This is a genomic window from Promicromonospora soli, assembly GCF_014653785.1.
Classification (GTDB): Bacteria; Actinomycetota; Actinomycetes; order Actinomycetales; family Cellulomonadaceae; genus Promicromonospora; species Promicromonospora soli.
On record NZ_BNAS01000005.1, the window covers coordinates 157,499 to 174,769 of the forward strand.

A 17,271-nucleotide genomic window follows, 5' to 3' on the forward strand; every position below is an offset into this window, starting at 1 on the left:
GCCGTTGTATCTTGGCAGGATCATTGCCTACGGTTCCAGCATGACGACACATCTTGAGCCCACCGCAGTGCTCCCCACCCTCCGCGAGCACCTCCTGGTCGACGGGTTCGACCTCGTCCTCGACCTCACCCGGTCGCACGGCTCCACGCTCGTCGACGCGCGTGACGGTCGCGAGTGGCTCGACCTGTTCACGTTCTTCGCCTCCTCCCCGCTCGGCATGAACCACCCCGCGCTGGCGGACGATCCCGCGTTCCGCGAGGAGCTGGCCACAGCGGCGATCAACAAGCCGTCCAACTCCGACATCTACACGGTCGAGATGGCGCGCTTCGCCGACACGTTCGCACGCGTGCTCGGCGATCCCGCCCTGCCGCACCTCTTCTTCATCGACGGCGGAGCACTCGCCGTCGAGAACGCGCTCAAGGTCGCTTTCGACTGGAAGTCGCGGCTCAACGAGGCGAACGGCCGCTCCCCCGAGCTCGGCACGCAGGTGATGCACCTGGAGCACGCGTTCCACGGCCGCTCCGGGTACACGATGTCGCTCACGAACACCGAACCGGGCAAGGTCGCGCGGTTCCCCAAGTTCGACTGGCCGCGCATCCCCTCCCCGTACATCGCCGAGGGCAAGGACATGGACGCGGCCGAGGCCGCGGCGCTCGGGGCCGCCCGTGCGGCGTTCGAGGCCAACCCGCACGACATCGCGGCGTTCATCATGGAGCCCATCCAGGGCGAGGGCGGCGACCACCACTTCCGCCCGTCGTTCCTCCAGGGCATGCAGGCGCTGTGCCGGGAGTTCGACGCGCTGTTCGTCGTGGACGAGGTCCAGACCGGCGCCGGTATCACGGGCACCACGTGGGCGTACCAGCAGCTCGGCGTCAGCCCCGACGTCGTCGCGTTCGGCAAGAAGACGCAGGTCTGCGGCATCATGGCCGGCGGCCGGGTGGACGAGGTGCCGGACAACGCGTTCGCCGTCTCGTCGCGCATCAACTCGACCTGGGGCGGCAACCTCACCGACATGGTGCGCTCGCGCCGGATCCTCGAGACCTACGAGGCCGAGGGACTGGTGGACCGGGCCCGCACCATGGGCAAGCTGCTCCACGACGCGCTCACCGAGCTGGCCACCCGGCACGACGGCGTGACCGACGTCCGCGGCAAGGGCCTCATGTGCGCGCTGACGCTGCCGTCCCGCGAGGTGCGCGACCGGGTACTGTCCGCGCTCACCGAGCGGAACGTGCTGCTGCTCGGCTGCGGCGAGCGGTCGGTCCGGTTCCGCCCGGCGCTGACGGTCACCACCGAGGCGCTGGATGCCGGCGTGCGGGCACTCGACGAGGTCCTGACCGAGACCCTCTGACCCCCTTGGCTGTGGGCGTGATCGTTGCGACTATGCGCCCGTTTTAGGCGCAACGATCACGCCCACAACCAAGCGAAGGTCACTCGTCTTCGGCCGCGACGCTGTCCGCGATGCGGATCAGCTCGGCCACCGTCGGCCCCGCGTTCCCCGTGGGCGTGCGGCCGATGGTGCCGAGCAGCACGTAGGAGCCGGCGTCGTCGGTCCATTCGAGCCGCACCGGGCCGAACCCGTTGTTGTCCACGCGGGTCACCCGGACGTCCTGGCCCGACTCCTTGAGGTCCTGCGTCTCGACCGTCACGTTGTCGCCGGACAGCTCGTCGGACAGCTCGGCGGACCCCGGATACGCCACGAACGTGATGGCCGACGCCGGGTGGTACGCGCCGGAGCGGACCTCCTCCTCGGGCCACGCGAGGCCCGGTCCGCCGCGGAACGTCTCCACGTTGTCGGCCCCGGGCAACGTGTAGGTGATCCAGGTGCCGAGGTGGTCCTCGGCCGTCGTGCGGCCGATCCCGGCCGAGATGTCGGCGGGGCACTCGGCCACGGCGCGCCGGACGGCGTCGGGCACCCAGTGCGGCTGACGCAGGTCCTCGGCACAGGTGCCGGCCGTCAGCTCGGTGGCATCCGCCGGGACGACGGCAGGCTCGTCCTCCCCTGCCCCGATCACGAGCGTGACCACGATGATGATGATCGCGCCGAGCAGCGTCACAGCCCCGCCGAGCAGCCACTCCGGCCGGATCCTCGGCTCGTCGATAGTGGTGACCACGTCAGCCACCGCACTCGATCTCGGTGACGGCGTCCCGCGACAGGGCGATGACCTTGTTCGACGCGACCGGGCTCCGCGCCAGGCCGGGCTGCACGTACGAGCCCCAGTCGCAGTCGTTCTCCGCGAAGTACGCCTCGCGCGAGCCGCCCGGCGCGGCGTAGCGGATGCGGTGGTCAGGGCCCTGGCAGCTGTACTCGGGATCGCACACGGAGATCGCCAGCGCGCGCATGGTGACCCAGGTGCTGGTGTCCACGCAGCCGTTGACGGGCAGGCCGTTGTACGCCTGGAACGCCTTGGTGGCGACCTCCGACTCGCTGTCCCACGACCCGTCCACGGGTTTCAGCCCGGTGGCGGCCGACAGGACGTTCTGAGCCGCGACCACCTCACCGCCGGACGTCTTGCCGCACTCGCCGACGGGGTCGTTCGACACCCAGGTGGCGCTCGAGTTCATGGCCTGCACCACGGCAGCGACGATCAGGGCAGCGGCTACGGTCCCACCGCCCGCCTGCAGCCAGGTTCGGGTGGTAGGCATTCCCGCGGCGCTCCTTCGTCTGCCCGAAGCCGGGCGATGTGGCTGGCGATCGCGAGCGTAACAATCCGCTCTTAAAAGACGGAAGCGACGCACCGGGAGAAATAGCGCCGCGTCGGAGGCGGGTTTCGCCGGGGCACCGGCTCCCGGCCGGCGTCGTGCGCCGAACCGCAACCCGCCGGTCCGCCGTCGCGCCGAGCCGCAACCTGCCCGTCGATCGTCGCGCCGAGCCGCAACCTGCCGCTCCATCCGACCGCTGATGGACGATCAGCTTTCGCCTCGACACCCGGATGAACGTTGACGTTGCGGTTCGGCAGCTGCCAGCGACCAGCTAGACGCGCATCGTGCGGTTCGGCACCCGTGGGCGGCGTCACCGTGTCGTGTGCGCACCCCCGTTGACGTGCAGCGTCTGCCCAGTGATGTGGCGGGCCGCCGGCGAGGCGAGGAACGTGACCAGGGTCGCGACGTCGGCGGGCAGGCCGGGGCGCCCGTCATGCGTGGCGGCGACCAGGCGGTCTCGGCGCTGGTCCGTGAGCCGGCCCTTGAAGTACCCCGTGTCCGCGATGTAGCCGGGCGCCACGCAGTTGGCCGTGATGCCGCGCGGGCCGACGGCCGCCGACAGCCCCGCGGTCCATGCCTGCACCGCCGCCTTGGCGACGCCGTACGACGTACCGGCGTACTCGGCGCCGATCGAGCCGACGGTGACGACGGCGCCGCCGGCCGGCATGTCCTTCAGGGCCGCGGTCGCGACCAGAACGGTGCTGAGCAGGTTCGCCTCGATGTTGGCGCGCCAGCCCTCGGCCACCCCGGCGAGGTCGGCCGGCTCGGGCCGGTCGAAGTCCGTGTTGCCGCCAGCCATGGCCACCAGCACGTCGACGGGAGCGTCAAGCTGTGCCATGAGCGCCTCGACGTCGTCCGGCTGTCCGACGTCGCAGCGCACCCCGCGCGCGCCCGACGCCTCCGCCGCCTGGTCGAGCCGGGCGGCGACGCGGCCGGTGATCACGACGCTGTCCCCCTGTTCGACGAACTGGCGCGCCACCGCCGCGCCAATGCCGCCGGACCCGCCGGTGACAAGAACAAGTCTGGGCATGTCGTCTCCCCCATCTCGTATATGTTTAGGCCTAAACGTACAGGAGGCGCGCGTGACCGAGTACCCCTTCGACTCCACGGCGGCCGTTCCGCCCGAGGCGATCGCCGCGGCGTGGGAACGTGAGCTGCCAGGAGTCCCGGTGTCGTCGATCGGTGTGATCACGCCGCTGTGGCGGGTCGCGAAAGCCCTGGCGGACGACCGGCGCCGGACCCTGCACCGCATCGGGCTGGATCCCGCGACGCTCGACCTGCTGAGCACCCTGCGGCGCTCGGGCAGACCGTGGTCGCTGACGACGCGAGAGCTTGCGGCGCAGACGCTCGTCACCGCCGGGGCGATCTCGCAGCGGATCGCGCGGGCGGAACGCGACGGGCTGGTGGTACGCGCGCCGTCCGACGCCAGACGGCGCGCCGTTGCCGTAACCCTGACCGACGCGGGGCACGAGCTCGTCGAGCGCGCAGTGCGCGAGCTGCTCACGCACGAGGAGGAGCTGATCGCCGGTCTGTCGGCAGAGGACCGCCGAGCGCTGTCCGGGCTGCTCGGCCGGCTCGCAGCAGCACTGGATGAACCGTTCACCTGAGTGCAAGGGCAGTGCCCCAGCAGGCGGTTCCCGGCTCGAACGGTAATCTCGGCGGCATGCTGTGGCCCTTGACCAGCCCGCCGCGACTCCGTCCGGGCGACACCGTCGCCGTCGTCGCCCCGTCGGGTCCGGTACCGGCCGACCGGCTCGACGAAGGCGTTGCCCACCTCCGTGACTGGGGCCTCGACGTGCAGGTGATGCCGCACGTCCGAGACACACATCCGGGCCACCGGTACCTGGCAGGCTCCGACGAGGCCCGCGCCGCCGACTTCCAGGAGGCCTGGCTCGATCCCGACGTCCGTGCTGTGGTCGCGGCGCGCGGCGGATACGGGGCGGCGCGGATGATCGACCTCGTCGACTGGGACGCGCTCGCCGCCGCCGACCCCAAGGTGCTCGTCGGGTACAGCGACTGCACGGTGCTGCACCAGGCGGTCGCCGCCCGCCTCGGGCTGGTGTCGCTGCACGGCCCGATGCCGGGAACGCTCTCCTTCGTCAAGTCCGAGCCCGCCCGCGAGCACCTCCGGCGCACCCTCTTCGAACCGGAGACCGCCCAGGTTCTCGCCGGCCCGCATGCGGAAGCCCTGGTCGGCGGCACGGCCCGCGGGATCACGACCGGCGGCTGCCTCTCGCTCCTGACGACGTCCATCGGCGTCGGCGCCACGCCGTCGTCCGCCGCGGGCGGGATCGTGCTGCTGGAGGACATCGACGAGCGGGCCTACCGGATCGACTCGTTCCTCACGCACCTGCTGCGTGCGGGCTGGTTCGACGGCGCGCTCGGCGTGGTGCTGGGCTCGTGGCAGGACTGCGAACCGGTCGAGCCGGTGGTCCGGGACCTGCTGGGGTCGCTCGGCATCCCGATCCTGAGCGAGCTCGGGTTCGGTCACGGTCCGGACCCGCTCACCGTTCCGCTGGGCGTGTCCGCCGAGCTGGACGCCTCCGCCGGCACGCTCACGCTGGACCAGCCGGCCCTCGCGTCGCGCTGACGCGGGACTAGGGCTCGGCCGTCTGGCCCTCGAAGTACGTCTGCAGCACCACCGTGGTCTTCGTGGAGACCTTCGCCGTGCGGCGGATCTTCCCGAGCAGCTCCTCCAGCGCCCGCGGCGACGACACGCGCGCGGTCAGCAGGTAGTTCGCGTTGCCGGCCACCGAGTAGCAGGACTCGATCCCGGCCATGCCGCGCAGCCGCTCGGGCGCGTCGTCCTCCTGCGCCTGGTCCAGCGGCGTGATCTCGATGAACGCGGAGAGGGGCAGCCCGACGGCCTCGGGGTTGATCACCGCCCGGTAGCCCGTGATGACGCCGCGCGCCTCCAGCTTTCGCACCCTCACCTGTACCGCGGACAGGGACAGTCCCGAGATCTCGGACAGCACCGCGAGCGTGGTGCGACCGTCCTTGCGCAACGCGTCCACGAGTGCTCGATCCACGCCGTCGAGCGGTGCCAGCTCGTTGTCGGTCATCCCGCCACCTCCGCCGCTTCCAACCAGGCAGCCTCGAGCTCGTCGCGTTCGTTCACGAGCTCGCGGAGCTCCGCGTCCAGCCGCGCGACAGCCTGGTAGTCCGTTGCCTGCTGTGCGATTGTTTCGTGCAGCTCGGCCTCCTTCTGGGCAATCTTCCCAAGTCGACGCTCAATTCGGGAGACCTCTTTCTGCGCAGCGCGAATGTCACGCTGCGAGAACTCCTCGCCGGGAGCGGCGCCGCCCGACGCCGAGGCCGCGCCCGACGTCGTGCCGCCGCCAGCCGAGCCCGTGCCGGAACCGGCAGGCGTGCCCGAGGCCGATGCGCCCGCGGCCTTCGCCGCGGCCCGCAGCCGCAGGTACTCCTCCACGCCCCCGGGCAGGTCGCGGATGGTCCCGTCGCCGAGCAGCGCGACCTGCCGGTCCGCCACCCGCTCCAGCAGGTACCGGTCGTGCGAGACGACGATGAGCGTGCCGAGCCACCCGTCCAGCAGGTCCTCGACGGCGGCGAGCGTGTCGGTGTCGAGGTCGTTGGTGGGCTCGTCGAGCAGCAGCACGTTGGGCTCGGCAACGAGCAGCCGCAGCAGCTGGAGCCGACGCCGCTCGCCGCCGGACAGGTCGCGCACCGGCGTGTAGGCCCGCTCCCGCGTGAAGCCGAGCTTCTCGGTGAGCTGCGCCGCGGTGAGCTCCTTGCCGTCGACCACCACCCGGCCCTTCTCCTGCTCGATCACCTCGACGGCCTTCAGGTCTCCGACGTCGTCCAGCTCGGCGACGTCCTGGGAGAGCTCCTTCACGTGGATGGTCTTGCCTCGCTTGACCCGGCCCGAGTCCGGGGCTCGCCGGCCGGCGAGCAGCGCGAGCAGCGTGGTCTTGCCCGCACCGTTGACGCCGACGACGCCGTACCGGTCGCCGGGGCCCAGCCGCCAGGTCACGTCGTCGAACAGGACCTTGCCCGGGACCGTCACGCTGACCGACTCCAGGTCCAGAACGTCCTTGCCCAGCCGCCGCGTCGCCATGCGGGTCAGCTCCATCGAGTCCCGCGGCGGCGGCTCGTCGTCGATCAGCGCGGACGCGGCGTCGAGCCGGAACTTCGGCTTGGACGTGCGGGCCGGCGCCCCGCGGCGCAGCCACGCGAGCTCCTTGCGCAGCAGGTTGTCCCGCTTCTCCGCGGCCGTCGCGGCCTGGCGGGCCCGCTCGGCGCGCGCCAGGATGTAGGCCGCGTATCCGCCTTCGTACCCGTCGATGGCGCCGGTCCCGTCGCCGCGCACCTCCCACATGCGGGAGCAGACCTCGTCGAGGAACCAGCGGTCGTGCGTCACGACCACGAGCGCACCGGTCGTGCCGGGACGCCCGTACCGCTCGCGGAGGTGGGCTGCGAGCCACGCCACGCCCTCGACATCGAGGTGGTTGGTGGGCTCGTCGAGGAGCAGCACGTCCGGGTCCTGCACGAGCAGGGCCGCGAGCGCCACGCGCCGGCGCTGTCCGCCCGAGAGCTTCGCGGCCGGGGCGTCCCAGGCGAGGTCGGCGAGCAGGCCGTCGTGGACCTCGCGGATCCGGGCCTCCGACGCCCAGACGTGCGTCTCGGCGTCGCCGTGCACGAGGTCGAGCACCGTGGCGTCTTCCGCGAGCTCGTCGCGCTGGTCCAGCATGCCCAGGGTGGAGCCGCCCACTTTGGTGACCCGTCCGCCGTCGGGCTGCGAGGTGCCCGCGAGGATGCGCAGCAGGGTGGACTTGCCCGCGCCGTTGGGGCCGACCACGCCGATGCGGTCGCCGTCGTCGAGCCCGAGGGAGACGTCGGACAGGAGGGTGCGAGTGCCGATGGTCAGCGCGATGCCGTCTGCGCCGAGAAGATGTGCCACCTCACAAGCGTAGTCGCGCGCTACGCTCTGCCGGTCGACGACGACCGAGCCGGAGGACTCCGCCGTCGATCCCAGCAGAACGACTACGCGAGGAGCACCCACGTGGCCCAGTTCGACATGCCGCTGTCCGATCTCGAGACGTACCTCCCGGAGCTCGACGAGCCAGGCGACTTCGACGAGTTCTGGTCGACGACCCTGGCCGAGGCCCGCACGTACGACGAGGCGCCGAAGGTGGAGCGCATCGACATCGGGCTGACCGAGATCCTGGTCGACGACGTCACGTTCCCCGGGTTCGGCGGGCACCCCGTCAAGGCCTGGCTGACGCGGCCGGCGCACGCCGACGGCGACCTGCCCGTGGTGGTCGAGTACCAGGGCTACGGGGGCGGGCGGGGCCTGCCGCACGAGCACATCCACTGGGCCGCGGCCGGCTACGCGCATCTCATGATGGACACGCGCGGCCAGGGTTCGGGCTGGGGCACCGGCGGCTCGACGCCGGACCCGGTGGGGTCCGGGCCGGCGTCCCCGGGGTTCATGACCCGCGGCGTGCTCGACCCGTACGACCACTACTACCGCCGCGTCTTCACCGACGGCGCCCGCGCCGTCGACGCGGCGCGCGCCATCCCGGGTCTCGACCCGGCGCGCGTGGCGCTGAGCGGCGGCAGCCAGGGCGGCGGCATCACCATCGCGGTGGCCGGCCTCGTGCCGGACGTCGTGGCCGCGATGCCCGACGTGCCGTTCCTGTGCCACTACCGCCGGGCGGTGTCGATCACGGACAGCCTCCCGTACGGCGAGATCACGCAGTACCTCTCCGTGTACCGCGACCCGGCGGTCGAGGTGCAGGTCTGGCGCACCTTCTCCTACCTGGACGGGGTGTCGTTCGCCCGGCGGGCCCGCTCGGCCGGACTGTTCTCGGTGGCGCTCATGGATGGGACCTGCCCGCCGTCCACGGTGTACGCGGCGTTCAACAGCTGGGCGCCGGGGCACGGTGAGACGGTCACCAAGGAGATCGACGTCTACCCGTACAACAGCCACGAGGGCGGCGGCGACTACCGGTTCCCGCGCAAGCTCGAGTGGCTCGGCAAGATCATCTGACGATCGCCGCGGGCGAACCGGAAATTTACCAGATACCGACTGGCGGTACGCTCCCAGCGCACGCCCACCTTCCGGAGGTCTCCCCAGTGCCTGACTTCGACCTGCCGCCCATCACGGCCTTCTCGCCCTCGTCGCCCGCGCAGCCGGCTGCCCCGACTACCGACGAGCCGGCGAACTTCGACCTGCCGCTCGTCACGGTGGCACCGGCTGCGCCGCCCGCAACCGACGAGCCCGTGGACTTCGACCTGTTCTGGTTCGAGACGCTCGCCGCGCACCGCGACATCGAGGTCGCGCCCGTGCTGGCCGCCGCCTCGGCTCGCTCCCGGGATCTCATGGCCGAGTCCGTGACCTTCGCCGGGTTCGAGAGCCGGCCTGTGACGGGCTGGCTCACCACTCCGGTAGGGGCGGGCGCGACCCTGCCCGGCCTGGTCGAGCTGCGGCCCGCCGGCCGTGCCGCGGGGCGCGACCTGGAGTGGCTCGCGTCCGGCGGGTTCGCGCACCTCGTGGTCGAGCTGCCTCAGGACGACCTCGACGATCCCTACAACCGGGGCGTCTTCACCGACGCCGTCCGGGCGGTGCAGGCACTGCGCACCCTGGCGACCGTGGATCCCTCACGCATAGCGGTGCTCGGCACCGGTCCGGTGGCCGCGGCCGCCGTCGCGGCGGCGGGGCTGCTGCCCGACCTCGCGTGCGCCCTGGTCGAGGGCGACATCCCGGCCGCACACAAGGACTCGCTGGTCGCGTTCGCGCGCCGCGCGAGCACGCCGCTGCAGCTCACGCAGGGTGCGGGTGCCCAGGTGCTGCTGGAGGAGTGGGGCTTCAACGCAGCCCTCGCGCTCAGCGCGATGACGGGGTCGGTCGAGCGGGTGGTCGAGTGCGTGCTGACCACCGAGACCAACCTCGCGACCCGCCGCACCCGCTGGATCGCGGCGCACACGAACCTGACAAACGTCTTCGTCCCACAGATTCACTACTGACCCTCTCCCTTCGTCCCCTCTCGGCGGAGTGGTCAGCGGGAGAGTGAGGTCACGATCTGGGTTCCCGGGGCGGGGCCCATCGCGCACCAGACCGCGTCGACGACGTCGGCCGCCGTCCACGCGGCGCCCAGCGCCAGCGCGTGCTGCCGGGACCTGCCCAGCGCGGCGACCGTGGGGCCAGACCCGGACACGATCACGCCTAGCGCCCCCGACTCGCTGGCGACCTCCATCACCTCGGCGAGCTCGGGCCGCAGGTCCAGAGCCGGGGCCTCCAGGTCGTTGTGCAGCGCCTTGCCGAGCGCCACCGCGTCCCCGGCGCGCAGCGCGTGCATGAGCTCGGTGTCGTCGGTGGGCGCCACTCTCGGCGTCGACGGGCCGGCCAGCTCGTCGAACCGCCGGAACACGGTGGGCGTCGAAAGGCCCTCACGCTGTGTGGCGAAGCACCAGTGGAACTCGCCGCGCGTCATCGCGGGGGTCAGCAGGTCGCCCCGCCCTGTGCCGACGGCGGTGTGACCCAGCAGCGAGAACGGCACGTCCGCCCCGAGCTCGGCGGCCATCTCGACGAGCTCCGGGCGGGGCATGCCGGCTTCCCAGAGCGCGTCGCACGCCACGAGTGCGGCGGCTGCGTCGGCGGACCCGCCGGCCATGCCTCCCGCGACCGGCACGCCCTTGGTGATGTGCAGCCTGACGTCGGCCGCCAGGCCGGTGCGCTCGGCAAGCAGCCCGGCGGCGCGCCAGGCGAGGTTGGTCTCGTCGGTCGGGACGGAGTCGGCCTGGGGGCCCGAGACGGTGAGCGAGATGCCGGAGCCGGGCGCCACCTGGGTGGCCGTGACCTCCTCGAACAGGGACACCGCCTGGAAGATCGTCGCCAGCGGGTGGTATCCGTCGTCGCCGACGGGCCCCACGCGCAGCGCGAGGTTGACCTTGCCGGGGGCGCGGACACGGACCGACGGCGACGGGGCCGCCGCGAGGCGCGGGATCACTCGGCCCCCTCCCCCCGCTGAACGTGCTCGCTCCCTCGCTGATCAAGCTTGTTCCCACGCTGATCGAGCTTGTCGAGATCCAAGGTCTCGACAGGCTCGACCACCGGCGAGGGCTCGACCCGCGCGACCGGGGGAAGCTGTTCCGCGATACGCGCGAACTGCTCGACGGCCAGCGTCTCACCCCGCGCGCTCGGGTCCACGCCCGCTGCGCGCAGCGCGGTCTCGGCGGCGACACCGGAGCCGAACAGCCCCGACAGCGCGGCCCGCAGCGTCTTGCGGCGTTGCGCGAACGCGGCGTCCACGACCGCGAACACCCGCTCGCGCGGTGCGGTGGTCGACGGCGGGTCCCGGCGCTCCAGGTGGACGAGCGCCGAGTCGACGTTCGGGGCGGGCCAGAAGACGTTGCGCCCGATGGTCCCGGCCCGGCGGGCCGACGCGTACCAGGCGGCCTTCACCGACGGGATGCCGTAGATCTTGGAGCCCGGCACGGCGGCGATCCGGTCGGCCACCTCGGCCTGGACCATCACGAGCACGCGTTCGAGCGAGTCGAACCGCTGCAGCATGGTGAGCAGCACCGGGACGGCCACGTTGTACGGGAGGTTCGCCACCAGCGCCGTCGGCGGCTCGCCGGGCAGTGCGGTGACGTGCATCGCGTCGGAGAGCACCACCTCGAAGTCGGCGTCCGGGAACCGCGCCTGCACCGTGTGGGTGATCTGGCCGGCCAGCACGGGGTCGATCTCGATCGCCACGACCGAGGCGCCGGCCTCCACCAGGCCGAGGGTCAGGGACCCCAGCCCGGGCCCGACCTCGACGACCCGCTCACCGGGCTTCAGCCCGGCGATGCGCACGATCTTGCGGACCGTTCCGCCGTCGTGCAGGAAGTTCTGGCCCAGGGTCTTGGTGGGCCGAACGCCCAAGCGCCCTGCCAGGTCGCGGATCTCCGCCGGACCGAGCAGGGCGCTTGGGATGTCGTTCATGCAGGTGAGCCTAACCGGATCAGTACCAACCCACCGACTCCGAGTGGCCCCACGCACCGCACGGCGTGCCGTAGCGGTCCGCGATGTAGCCGAGGCCCCACTCGATCTGGGTTGCCGGGTTTGTCGCCCAGTCCTCGCCTGCCGTGGCCATCTTGGAACCTGGCAGCGCCTGTGGGATCCCGTAGGCGCTCGACGTCGGGTTGGCCGCCTGGGGGTCCCAGCCCGACTCGCGCTCCCACAGGAGCTCGAGGCAGGTCCACTCCTCGCCGGTCCAGCCGCGGGCGGCGGCCATCTCCTGGCCGATCTCCTTGGGGGAGCCCGCCGGCACCGGAGCGCTGGTCTCCTCGACGGGAGCCTCCTGCTCGACCGGGCGCTCCTTGGTGCCCTCGACGACCACGCGGTCGACCGGCTTCTTCGTCACCTCGTCGGAGAGGACCTTGCGGGACACGACCTTGCCGTCGACCGTACGCAGCACGACGACCCGGGTGCGCACACCCTGCTCGCCCTTGCTCCGGACCAGGTCGCCCTCGTCCGCGTAGCGGTCGTCGTCCTTGGTGGTCCTCGTGTCGAAGTCCAGGTCGAACTTCTTGGTGATCTTCTTGGTCTCGACGCGCTGCACCTGGATGGCGACGTCCGCGCCGGCCTGCTTGGCGGACGCCGCGGCCTTGGGCTTGATCGCCTTGTCCTCCGCCAGGGCGGCGACAGGAGCGATGCTCACGAGGTCGTCCTTGTCGAGCTCGACCTTGAGGTCGTCGAGCACGTTGTCGACGCTCCCCGCGTGGTCCTCGACCACGCGGGTCGCACCGTCCGCGACGACGGCGACGGGGCCGTCGTCGTTCAGGCGGAGCGGGAGCGAGGCGCGGTCGCCGGAGCGGGACGCCACGAGGGCGACGTCGGCGCCGCGCTCGGCGAGGGTTGTCAGGGCCTCGCCCGCGTCGGTGACGGTGACCCAGACGTCACGCTCGCCGTCGCCGTCGGTCATGGTGACCTGGCGCGCGTAGCGGACGACCACCTGGTCGCCGTCGGAAAGCTCGGCGTCGGTCCCGGGGGCGACGACGTCGCGCTCGCCCAGGCGGACGCCCTGCGACTCGAGCATGCCCTCGACGGAACCGGCGTAGGTCGTGATGGTCTTGGTTGTGCCGTCGACGTCGAGCGTGACGGTCTTGCGTGCCTCTGCGAAAGCTACGGACCCGGAAGCGACCATCGCGACGGCTGCGAGGCCGGCAACGAGAGGCCAGCGACGGCGACGCTTCGAGGGGGCGGTCCGAGTAGCTACGGCCTCGGACTCTGAGTCGATGCTGGGGATGGAGCCAGAACTCTGCTGCTCAAAACGGGGGTTCACGCGTGTCCAGTCGTCGGACGTCCCGGGCACAGGCGGCGAGACGGGACGCATCCCTGGGGCGGGAGTCCCTACCACGGTTCGGCCGAATTAGGCCTGGCGACTCTTGCGAGCCGTCGCGGTCTCGACCGGCCGATCCGGCGGTCTCGCACTGACCGCGAAACTCCGCGTTCAGCGCCATCCTGCCGCCGTGGGGGTGCTGTGGCCTACACCACATCACACCCCCACGCCAGCGAGGACAACCGAACGTAACTGACTTGTTATCGATCGGCCAACTATCTCAGCAGGTTTCCACCTGTGTTCTCAGTCACTCATCTGGACAAGCGTCCAACTCTGGGCGGGTCAGTACAGGCCGAGCGATGCGGCACATGCGGGCCACTGGCCCCAGCCGGACTGCTCCTGGAGAGCCTGCGCGCGCATCGTCTGCTCGGCGGCGGAGGCATCTGACGGGAGGCCGGAGCCGCCCATCGCCTCCCAGGTGGGCAGGGAGAACTGGTAGAGCCCGTAGTAGCCGTTGCCGGTGTTCGTAGTGGGGTCACCACCCGACTCACACTCCGCGAGGGCTGCCCAGACGCCGCCGGTCGCGACCACCGGGGCCGCCGGCTCCTCGGCCGCCAGCGGCGCGGGTTCGGACACCGGTTCGGACACCGGTTCAGGCTCCGGTTCCGGCTCGGGACGCGCCTTGGTTCCGTACATGACCACCTCGTCGACCGGCTTGCGCTCGACCGTCGAGGACAGCTTGTCCCGGTCCACGACCTTGCCGTCGACCGTGGTGACGTCCCACGACGTGACGCGCTTGCCCGCCACGCCCTTGGTCTCCAGGTACGGGTCGAGATCCTCGAAGCGGTCCGGGTCCGCCGCCGTGACCTTGTCGAACGGCAGCCGGGTCACGGTCCGTTCGATCGAGGTCTCGACCTGTTTGACGACGACGGTGACCGTCGGCGCGCCCGGGGTGATCGTCGGCGCGCCGGGGCCTGTCGGCTGCCCCCGCTCGACGGTGACCCTGTCGTCCGCGTCGACCGTGACGTCGTTCTCGGCGAGCAGGTCGTCGAGCTCCGCGGCGCCGTCGACCACGCGCGGCGCCTTTCCGCCGACCACCAGGTTCACGGGGCCGTCGGCGTCGAGCCGCATCGGGAGCGTCACGCGGCCGCCGGAGCGGGACGGGACCAGGGCCACGTCGCCGGCTCGCTCGGAGAGCGTGGCAAGCGCCTGGTCGGCGTCGAGCGCGGCGACCCAGGTGGTCCGACGCTCGCCGTCGGCCTGGATGGTGACGTGGTGGCCGTAGCGGACCACGACCATGCCGCCGTCCCGTAGGGCACCGTCGGTGCCGGGCGTCACGGCGTCCCGGTTCGTGACCTCGACGCCCTCGTCGGCCAGGAGGCCGGCGACCTCGCCCTGGAAGGTCTCGACGGTAGTGACCTTGCCGTCCACGTCGAGCGTGACGCTCTTGTGGGCCGAGGCATATGCCGTGATGCCGCTCGCACCGACCACGGCGACGGCAGCGGCCCCCGCGATGAGGGCGGCCCTGCGATTGCGCGAGGGCGGCGACACGGACGGCGGAGGCGGCGGAGAGGGTGGTGGTACGGCCGTCGTGACGGCCGTCGGAGCGACTGCCGCTGCGGGCGGTGCGCCGGAAGGAGGGCCGGCCTGGGAGCCGGCTGAGGCTGTCACTGCCGCGGGGATGGCCTTGTCCGCCGACGGCGGTGAGCCAAAAAGCTTGGTGATGCCGACGCTGCCGTCGGCCTCAGGGTTGATGGGCTGTTCACTGGGTATGCCCTGAGCCGGGTGGGGAGATGTCACGCGGTTCCAGTCCTGGCGCCTTCCGGGCACGGGTGCCGGGGCGACACGAGTCTCACGTGCCTCCCGCGCTGGGCGCGGGCCCGGCCAGCCGATCCGGCGGTCTCAGAGACCGTAACCCTGTTGTTATCAAATGCAAGCCTATTCGCGAATCAGCCCCGCAAAAGATCCGAAAAGAGACTCACTTTCCTAAATGTCCAGGGTGAAAAAGGGGACCGCTCGGCTCGTGTCAGTACCAGCCGATGTCTACCGAGTGCGCCCACGCATTGCACGGCGTGCCGTAGCGGCTGGAGATATACCCCAGGCCCCACTCGATCTGAGTGGCCGGGTTGGTCAGCCAGTCGTCGCCGACGGTGGCCATCTTGGAGCCGGGCAAGGCCTGCGGGATGCCGTACGCGCTGCTGGACGGGTTGTCCGCGTTCCAGCGCCAGCCGCTCTCCTTCTGCCAGAGCTGGTCCAGGCACGCGAACTCGTCGGCGCCCCAGCCCCGCTCGGCGGCCATCGCCTGGCCCAGCGCCCGGGCGGAGCCCGGGTCCACCGGGGCGGTGGCGACGTCCATGGTCCCCACCACGAGCACCTCGTTCACGGGCTCGCGGACGACCTCCCGTTTGATCTCGCGGCGCTCGACGACGGCACCGCCCACCGTCTTCACCGAGTACGTCACCTTGGCCTCGCCGGCCACGCCCGCGGTGCGGATCGACTCGTAGCCCTCCGGGAGGCTCGGGTCCTCGACGGTCTCCGTGTCGAAGGGGATCACCTCGGTCAGGGTGCGGGACGACGACGCGTCGCGGCTGACCATGATGATCATCCCGTCCACCGCCGCGGCGTCGAGCGGCACGGAGGTGACGTCGCCCTTGGCCAGCGAGATGCCCGCCTGCTCGAACACGGAGCGCACCGTCGACTGCGTGGTGCTGAACTCGAGCACCGAGCCGTCCACGGCGATGTTGACCTTCTTGACCGTGGAGAACCTGACCGGATCGCGATCCAGCCGCGTGGTCCGGGAGGCCGTGGCGAGGGCGCCGTCACCGCGCGGCCCGAGAGCCGCGAGCAGCTCGCCGACCGTGCCCGCGGTGGTGCGGAGCGTGATGATCTGCCCGTCGAGCTCGACCGTGATCTCGCGGCTGGTGCGAACCACGACGGTGCCGCCTGGGCCGACCTCGGAATTAGCAGCGGGCTGCACCACGTCGTCGCGGTTCAGCTCGATGTGCTGCGACGCGAGGGCGTCCGCGACCGTGTCGCCGTAGACACCGACCGTGCGGATGTCACCGTTGTAGTCGATCGTCAGCGTCGTCGCGTTGGCGACGTACAGGCCGCTCACACCAGCGAGGGCGCCGACGACGGCACCACGGACCAACCACCGGGCCGCTCTGCTCGCGAGCCACGGCCGTGCGTACCTCACCACGAGCACCAGACCGTAACGGAACAAACTGCGCAGGAAAAGCCATCGGGGCATGAAATCGAATGCCGCATTTTTCGCAGCAAGGCGCCATTCTTACCAATTGCCGTAGACGCGCTCCGAGTTCGCGGCAATGCGGGCGCACAGCGTCGCGAGATCCTCACCCAGGTGAGCTGCCATGAACCGGGCCGTATGGGCCGCCGCGAACGGGGCGTTCGGCTGCCCCCGGTACGGGTGCGGCGTGAGGTACGGGGCATCGGTCTCCAGGAGGATCAGCTCGCGCGGCGCCACGGCAAGGGCCGCACGCAGGTGGTCGTTGGCCTTGAACGTGACGGGGCCGGCGAACGACAGGTACCAGCCGTTCTCGGCGCACACGCGGGCCATCTCCGCGTCGCCGCTGAAGCAGTGGAAGACGGTGAGCTCGGGAGCGCCGTCGGCCAACAGAACCTCGATGACCTGGGCGTGAGCATCGCGGTCGTGGATCTGCAGGGCGAGACCCAGCTCCTTGGCCAGCGCGATGTGCGCGCGGAAGCTGTCCCGCTGGGCCTGCTCGCCGCGGGGACCAGTGCGGAACAGGTCCATGCCGGTCTCGCCGATCGCGCGGATGCGGTCGTTGCTCTTGGCCAGGTCCGCGATCTCGGCGATCGCGTCCCCGAGCCCGACGGCATGGTGCCCCGCAGGCTCGGGCACCAGCCCATCGGGCCCTACCTCGTCGATCCCGGCGTGCAAGGTGGCCTCGTTGGGGTGGATCGCGAGCGCCCCGACCACCCGCGCCACTCGTTGTTGCGGGCGCGATCGTTGCGATGTCGCGCCCGACATAGGCGCAACGGTCGCGCCCACAAGCTCGGCGGTCCAGCGGGCCGACGGCAGGTCGCAGCCCACCTGGACCACTCGGTCGACGCCGGCGGCCGCGGCCCGGGCCAGGTGGTCCGCGACGGACGGCGGCCAGGCGTAGTCGCTCGGCTCGCCCTCCGGCGCCTTGGCCGGCAGCACCGCCGCGATGTGGTCCAGATGGGTGTGGTTGTCCACGACGGGGACGGGCAGCGGCTCCGGGTCGGTCGGAAATCCGCGCTCGCGTATGCGCTTTGCCAT

The 17,271-nt window shown here is 71.5% G+C and carries 16 protein-coding genes; 5 read left to right on the plus strand and 11 right to left on the minus strand.

Going from position 1 to position 17,271, the window contains the following annotated elements:
* Positions 1-40: 40 nt before the first annotated feature.
* Positions 41-1,348: an L-lysine 6-transaminase gene (lat, locus tag IE250_RS16830; RefSeq protein ID WP_189670455.1), complete on the plus strand. Its 1,308-nt coding sequence runs from the start codon at positions 41-43 to the stop codon at positions 1,346-1,348.
* 79 nt (positions 1,349-1,427) lie between these two features.
* Here lat and IE250_RS16835 read toward each other — a convergent pair whose 3' ends face one another.
* The 3 genes from IE250_RS16835 to IE250_RS16845 form a co-directional block, all read right to left on the minus strand.
* Positions 1,428-2,111: a hypothetical protein gene (locus IE250_RS16835; protein WP_189670456.1), complete on the minus strand. Its 684-nt coding sequence runs from the start codon at positions 2,109-2,111 to the stop codon at positions 1,428-1,430.
* 1 nt (position 2,112) lies between these two features.
* The gene (locus tag IE250_RS16840) at positions 2,113-2,643 is read right to left on the minus strand and encodes a peptidoglycan-binding domain-containing protein (RefSeq protein WP_189670457.1); all 531 of its coding nucleotides are present in this window, start codon (positions 2,641-2,643) and stop codon (positions 2,113-2,115) included.
* A gap of 367 nt (positions 2,644-3,010) precedes the next feature.
* Positions 3,011-3,730 (minus strand): SDR family NAD(P)-dependent oxidoreductase, encoded by a 720-nt coding sequence (locus IE250_RS16845; RefSeq protein ID WP_189670458.1) that lies wholly within the window; start codon positions 3,728-3,730, stop codon positions 3,011-3,013.
* A gap of 52 nt (positions 3,731-3,782) precedes the next feature.
* Between IE250_RS16845 and IE250_RS16850 the strand changes: the two genes are divergently transcribed.
* Entirely contained in the window at positions 3,783-4,307 is a 525-nt protein-coding gene (locus IE250_RS16850) for a MarR family winged helix-turn-helix transcriptional regulator (RefSeq protein ID WP_229872534.1), read from the plus strand.
* Positions 4,308-4,363: 56 nt separating this feature from the next.
* Positions 4,364-5,290, plus strand: coding sequence for a S66 peptidase family protein (locus IE250_RS16855; protein ID WP_189670460.1), 927 nt, complete (start codon positions 4,364-4,366; stop codon positions 5,288-5,290).
* 7 nt (positions 5,291-5,297) lie between these two features.
* On the opposite strand, the gene IE250_RS16860 is transcribed toward IE250_RS16855, so the two are convergent.
* Both IE250_RS16860 and IE250_RS16865 read right to left on the minus strand, forming a co-directional pair.
* Positions 5,298-5,762 (minus strand): Lrp/AsnC family transcriptional regulator, encoded by a 465-nt coding sequence (locus tag IE250_RS16860; RefSeq protein ID WP_189670461.1) that lies wholly within the window; start codon positions 5,760-5,762, stop codon positions 5,298-5,300.
* Complete coding sequence (locus IE250_RS16865) at positions 5,759-7,618, minus strand: ABC-F family ATP-binding cassette domain-containing protein (RefSeq protein ID WP_189670462.1); 1,860 nt, start codon at positions 7,616-7,618, stop codon at positions 5,759-5,761. Before IE250_RS16865 ends, IE250_RS16860 begins: the two co-directional genes overlap by 4 nt.
* Positions 7,619-7,720: 102 nt before the next feature.
* Here IE250_RS16865 and IE250_RS16870 point away from each other — a divergent pair, with 102 nt between their 5' ends.
* Positions 7,721-8,710 (plus strand): acetylxylan esterase, encoded by a 990-nt coding sequence (locus IE250_RS16870; RefSeq protein ID WP_189670463.1) that lies wholly within the window; start codon positions 7,721-7,723, stop codon positions 8,708-8,710.
* An 86-nt stretch (positions 8,711-8,796) separates the two neighbouring features.
* A complete protein-coding gene (locus tag IE250_RS16875; RefSeq protein WP_189670464.1) occupies positions 8,797-9,687 on the plus strand; it encodes an acetylxylan esterase in 891 nt (296 codons plus the stop codon).
* Between the two features lie 32 nt (positions 9,688-9,719).
* On the opposite strand, the gene IE250_RS16880 is transcribed toward IE250_RS16875, so the two are convergent.
* The 6 genes from IE250_RS16880 to IE250_RS16905 all read right to left on the minus strand — a co-directional run bounded on the left by IE250_RS16880 (position 9,720) and on the right by IE250_RS16905 (position 17,271).
* Positions 9,720-10,670, minus strand: a complete 951-nt coding sequence (locus IE250_RS16880; protein WP_189670465.1) for a 4-(cytidine 5'-diphospho)-2-C-methyl-D-erythritol kinase — start codon at positions 10,668-10,670, stop codon at positions 9,720-9,722.
* Positions 10,667-11,647: a 16S rRNA (adenine(1518)-N(6)/adenine(1519)-N(6))-dimethyltransferase RsmA gene (rsmA, locus tag IE250_RS16885; protein WP_189670466.1), complete on the minus strand. Its 981-nt coding sequence runs from the start codon at positions 11,645-11,647 to the stop codon at positions 10,667-10,669. The genes IE250_RS16880 and rsmA overlap by 4 nt, the downstream gene beginning before the upstream one ends.
* A 19-nt stretch (positions 11,648-11,666) precedes the next feature.
* Positions 11,667-12,851: a resuscitation-promoting factor gene (locus IE250_RS16890; protein WP_229872535.1), complete on the minus strand. Its 1,185-nt coding sequence runs from the start codon at positions 12,849-12,851 to the stop codon at positions 11,667-11,669.
* A gap of 477 nt (positions 12,852-13,328) precedes the next feature.
* On the minus strand, positions 13,329-14,786 hold the full coding sequence (locus tag IE250_RS24975) for a resuscitation-promoting factor (RefSeq protein ID WP_308434153.1): 1,458 nt from the start codon (positions 14,784-14,786) through the stop codon (positions 13,329-13,331).
* Between the two features lie 226 nt (positions 14,787-15,012).
* Positions 15,013-16,182, minus strand: a complete 1,170-nt coding sequence (locus tag IE250_RS16900) for a resuscitation-promoting factor (protein ID WP_229872536.1) — start codon at positions 16,180-16,182, stop codon at positions 15,013-15,015.
* Between the two features lie 93 nt (positions 16,183-16,275).
* The gene (locus tag IE250_RS16905) at positions 16,276-17,271 is read right to left on the minus strand and encodes a TatD family hydrolase (protein ID WP_189670468.1); all 996 of its coding nucleotides are present in this window, start codon (positions 17,269-17,271) and stop codon (positions 16,276-16,278) included.

Excerpts from the sequence above, each read along its gene's own strand:
- lat (WP_189670455.1), top strand. The coding sequence starts at position 41 with ATGACGACACATCTTGAGCCCACCGCAGTGCTCCCCACCCTCCGCGAG.
- IE250_RS16840 (WP_189670457.1), bottom strand. The coding sequence starts at position 2,643 with ATGCCTACCACCCGAACCTGGCTGCAGGCGGGCGGTGGGACCGTAGCC.
- IE250_RS16845 (WP_189670458.1), bottom strand. The coding sequence starts at position 3,730 with ATGCCCAGACTTGTTCTTGTCACCGGCGGGTCCGGCGGCATTGGCGCG.
- IE250_RS16855 (WP_189670460.1), top strand. The coding sequence starts at position 4,364 with ATGCTGTGGCCCTTGACCAGCCCGCCGCGACTCCGTCCGGGCGACACC.
- IE250_RS16860 (WP_189670461.1), bottom strand. The coding sequence starts at position 5,762 with ATGACCGACAACGAGCTGGCACCGCTCGACGGCGTGGATCGAGCACTC.
- rsmA (WP_189670466.1), bottom strand. The coding sequence starts at position 11,647 with ATGAACGACATCCCAAGCGCCCTGCTCGGTCCGGCGGAGATCCGCGAC.
- IE250_RS16890 (WP_229872535.1), bottom strand. The coding sequence starts at position 12,851 with ATGGTCGCTTCCGGGTCCGTAGCTTTCGCAGAGGCACGCAAGACCGTC.
- IE250_RS16905 (WP_189670468.1), bottom strand. The coding sequence starts at position 17,271 with ATGGCAAAGCGCATACGCGAGCGCGGATTTCCGACCGACCCGGAGCCG.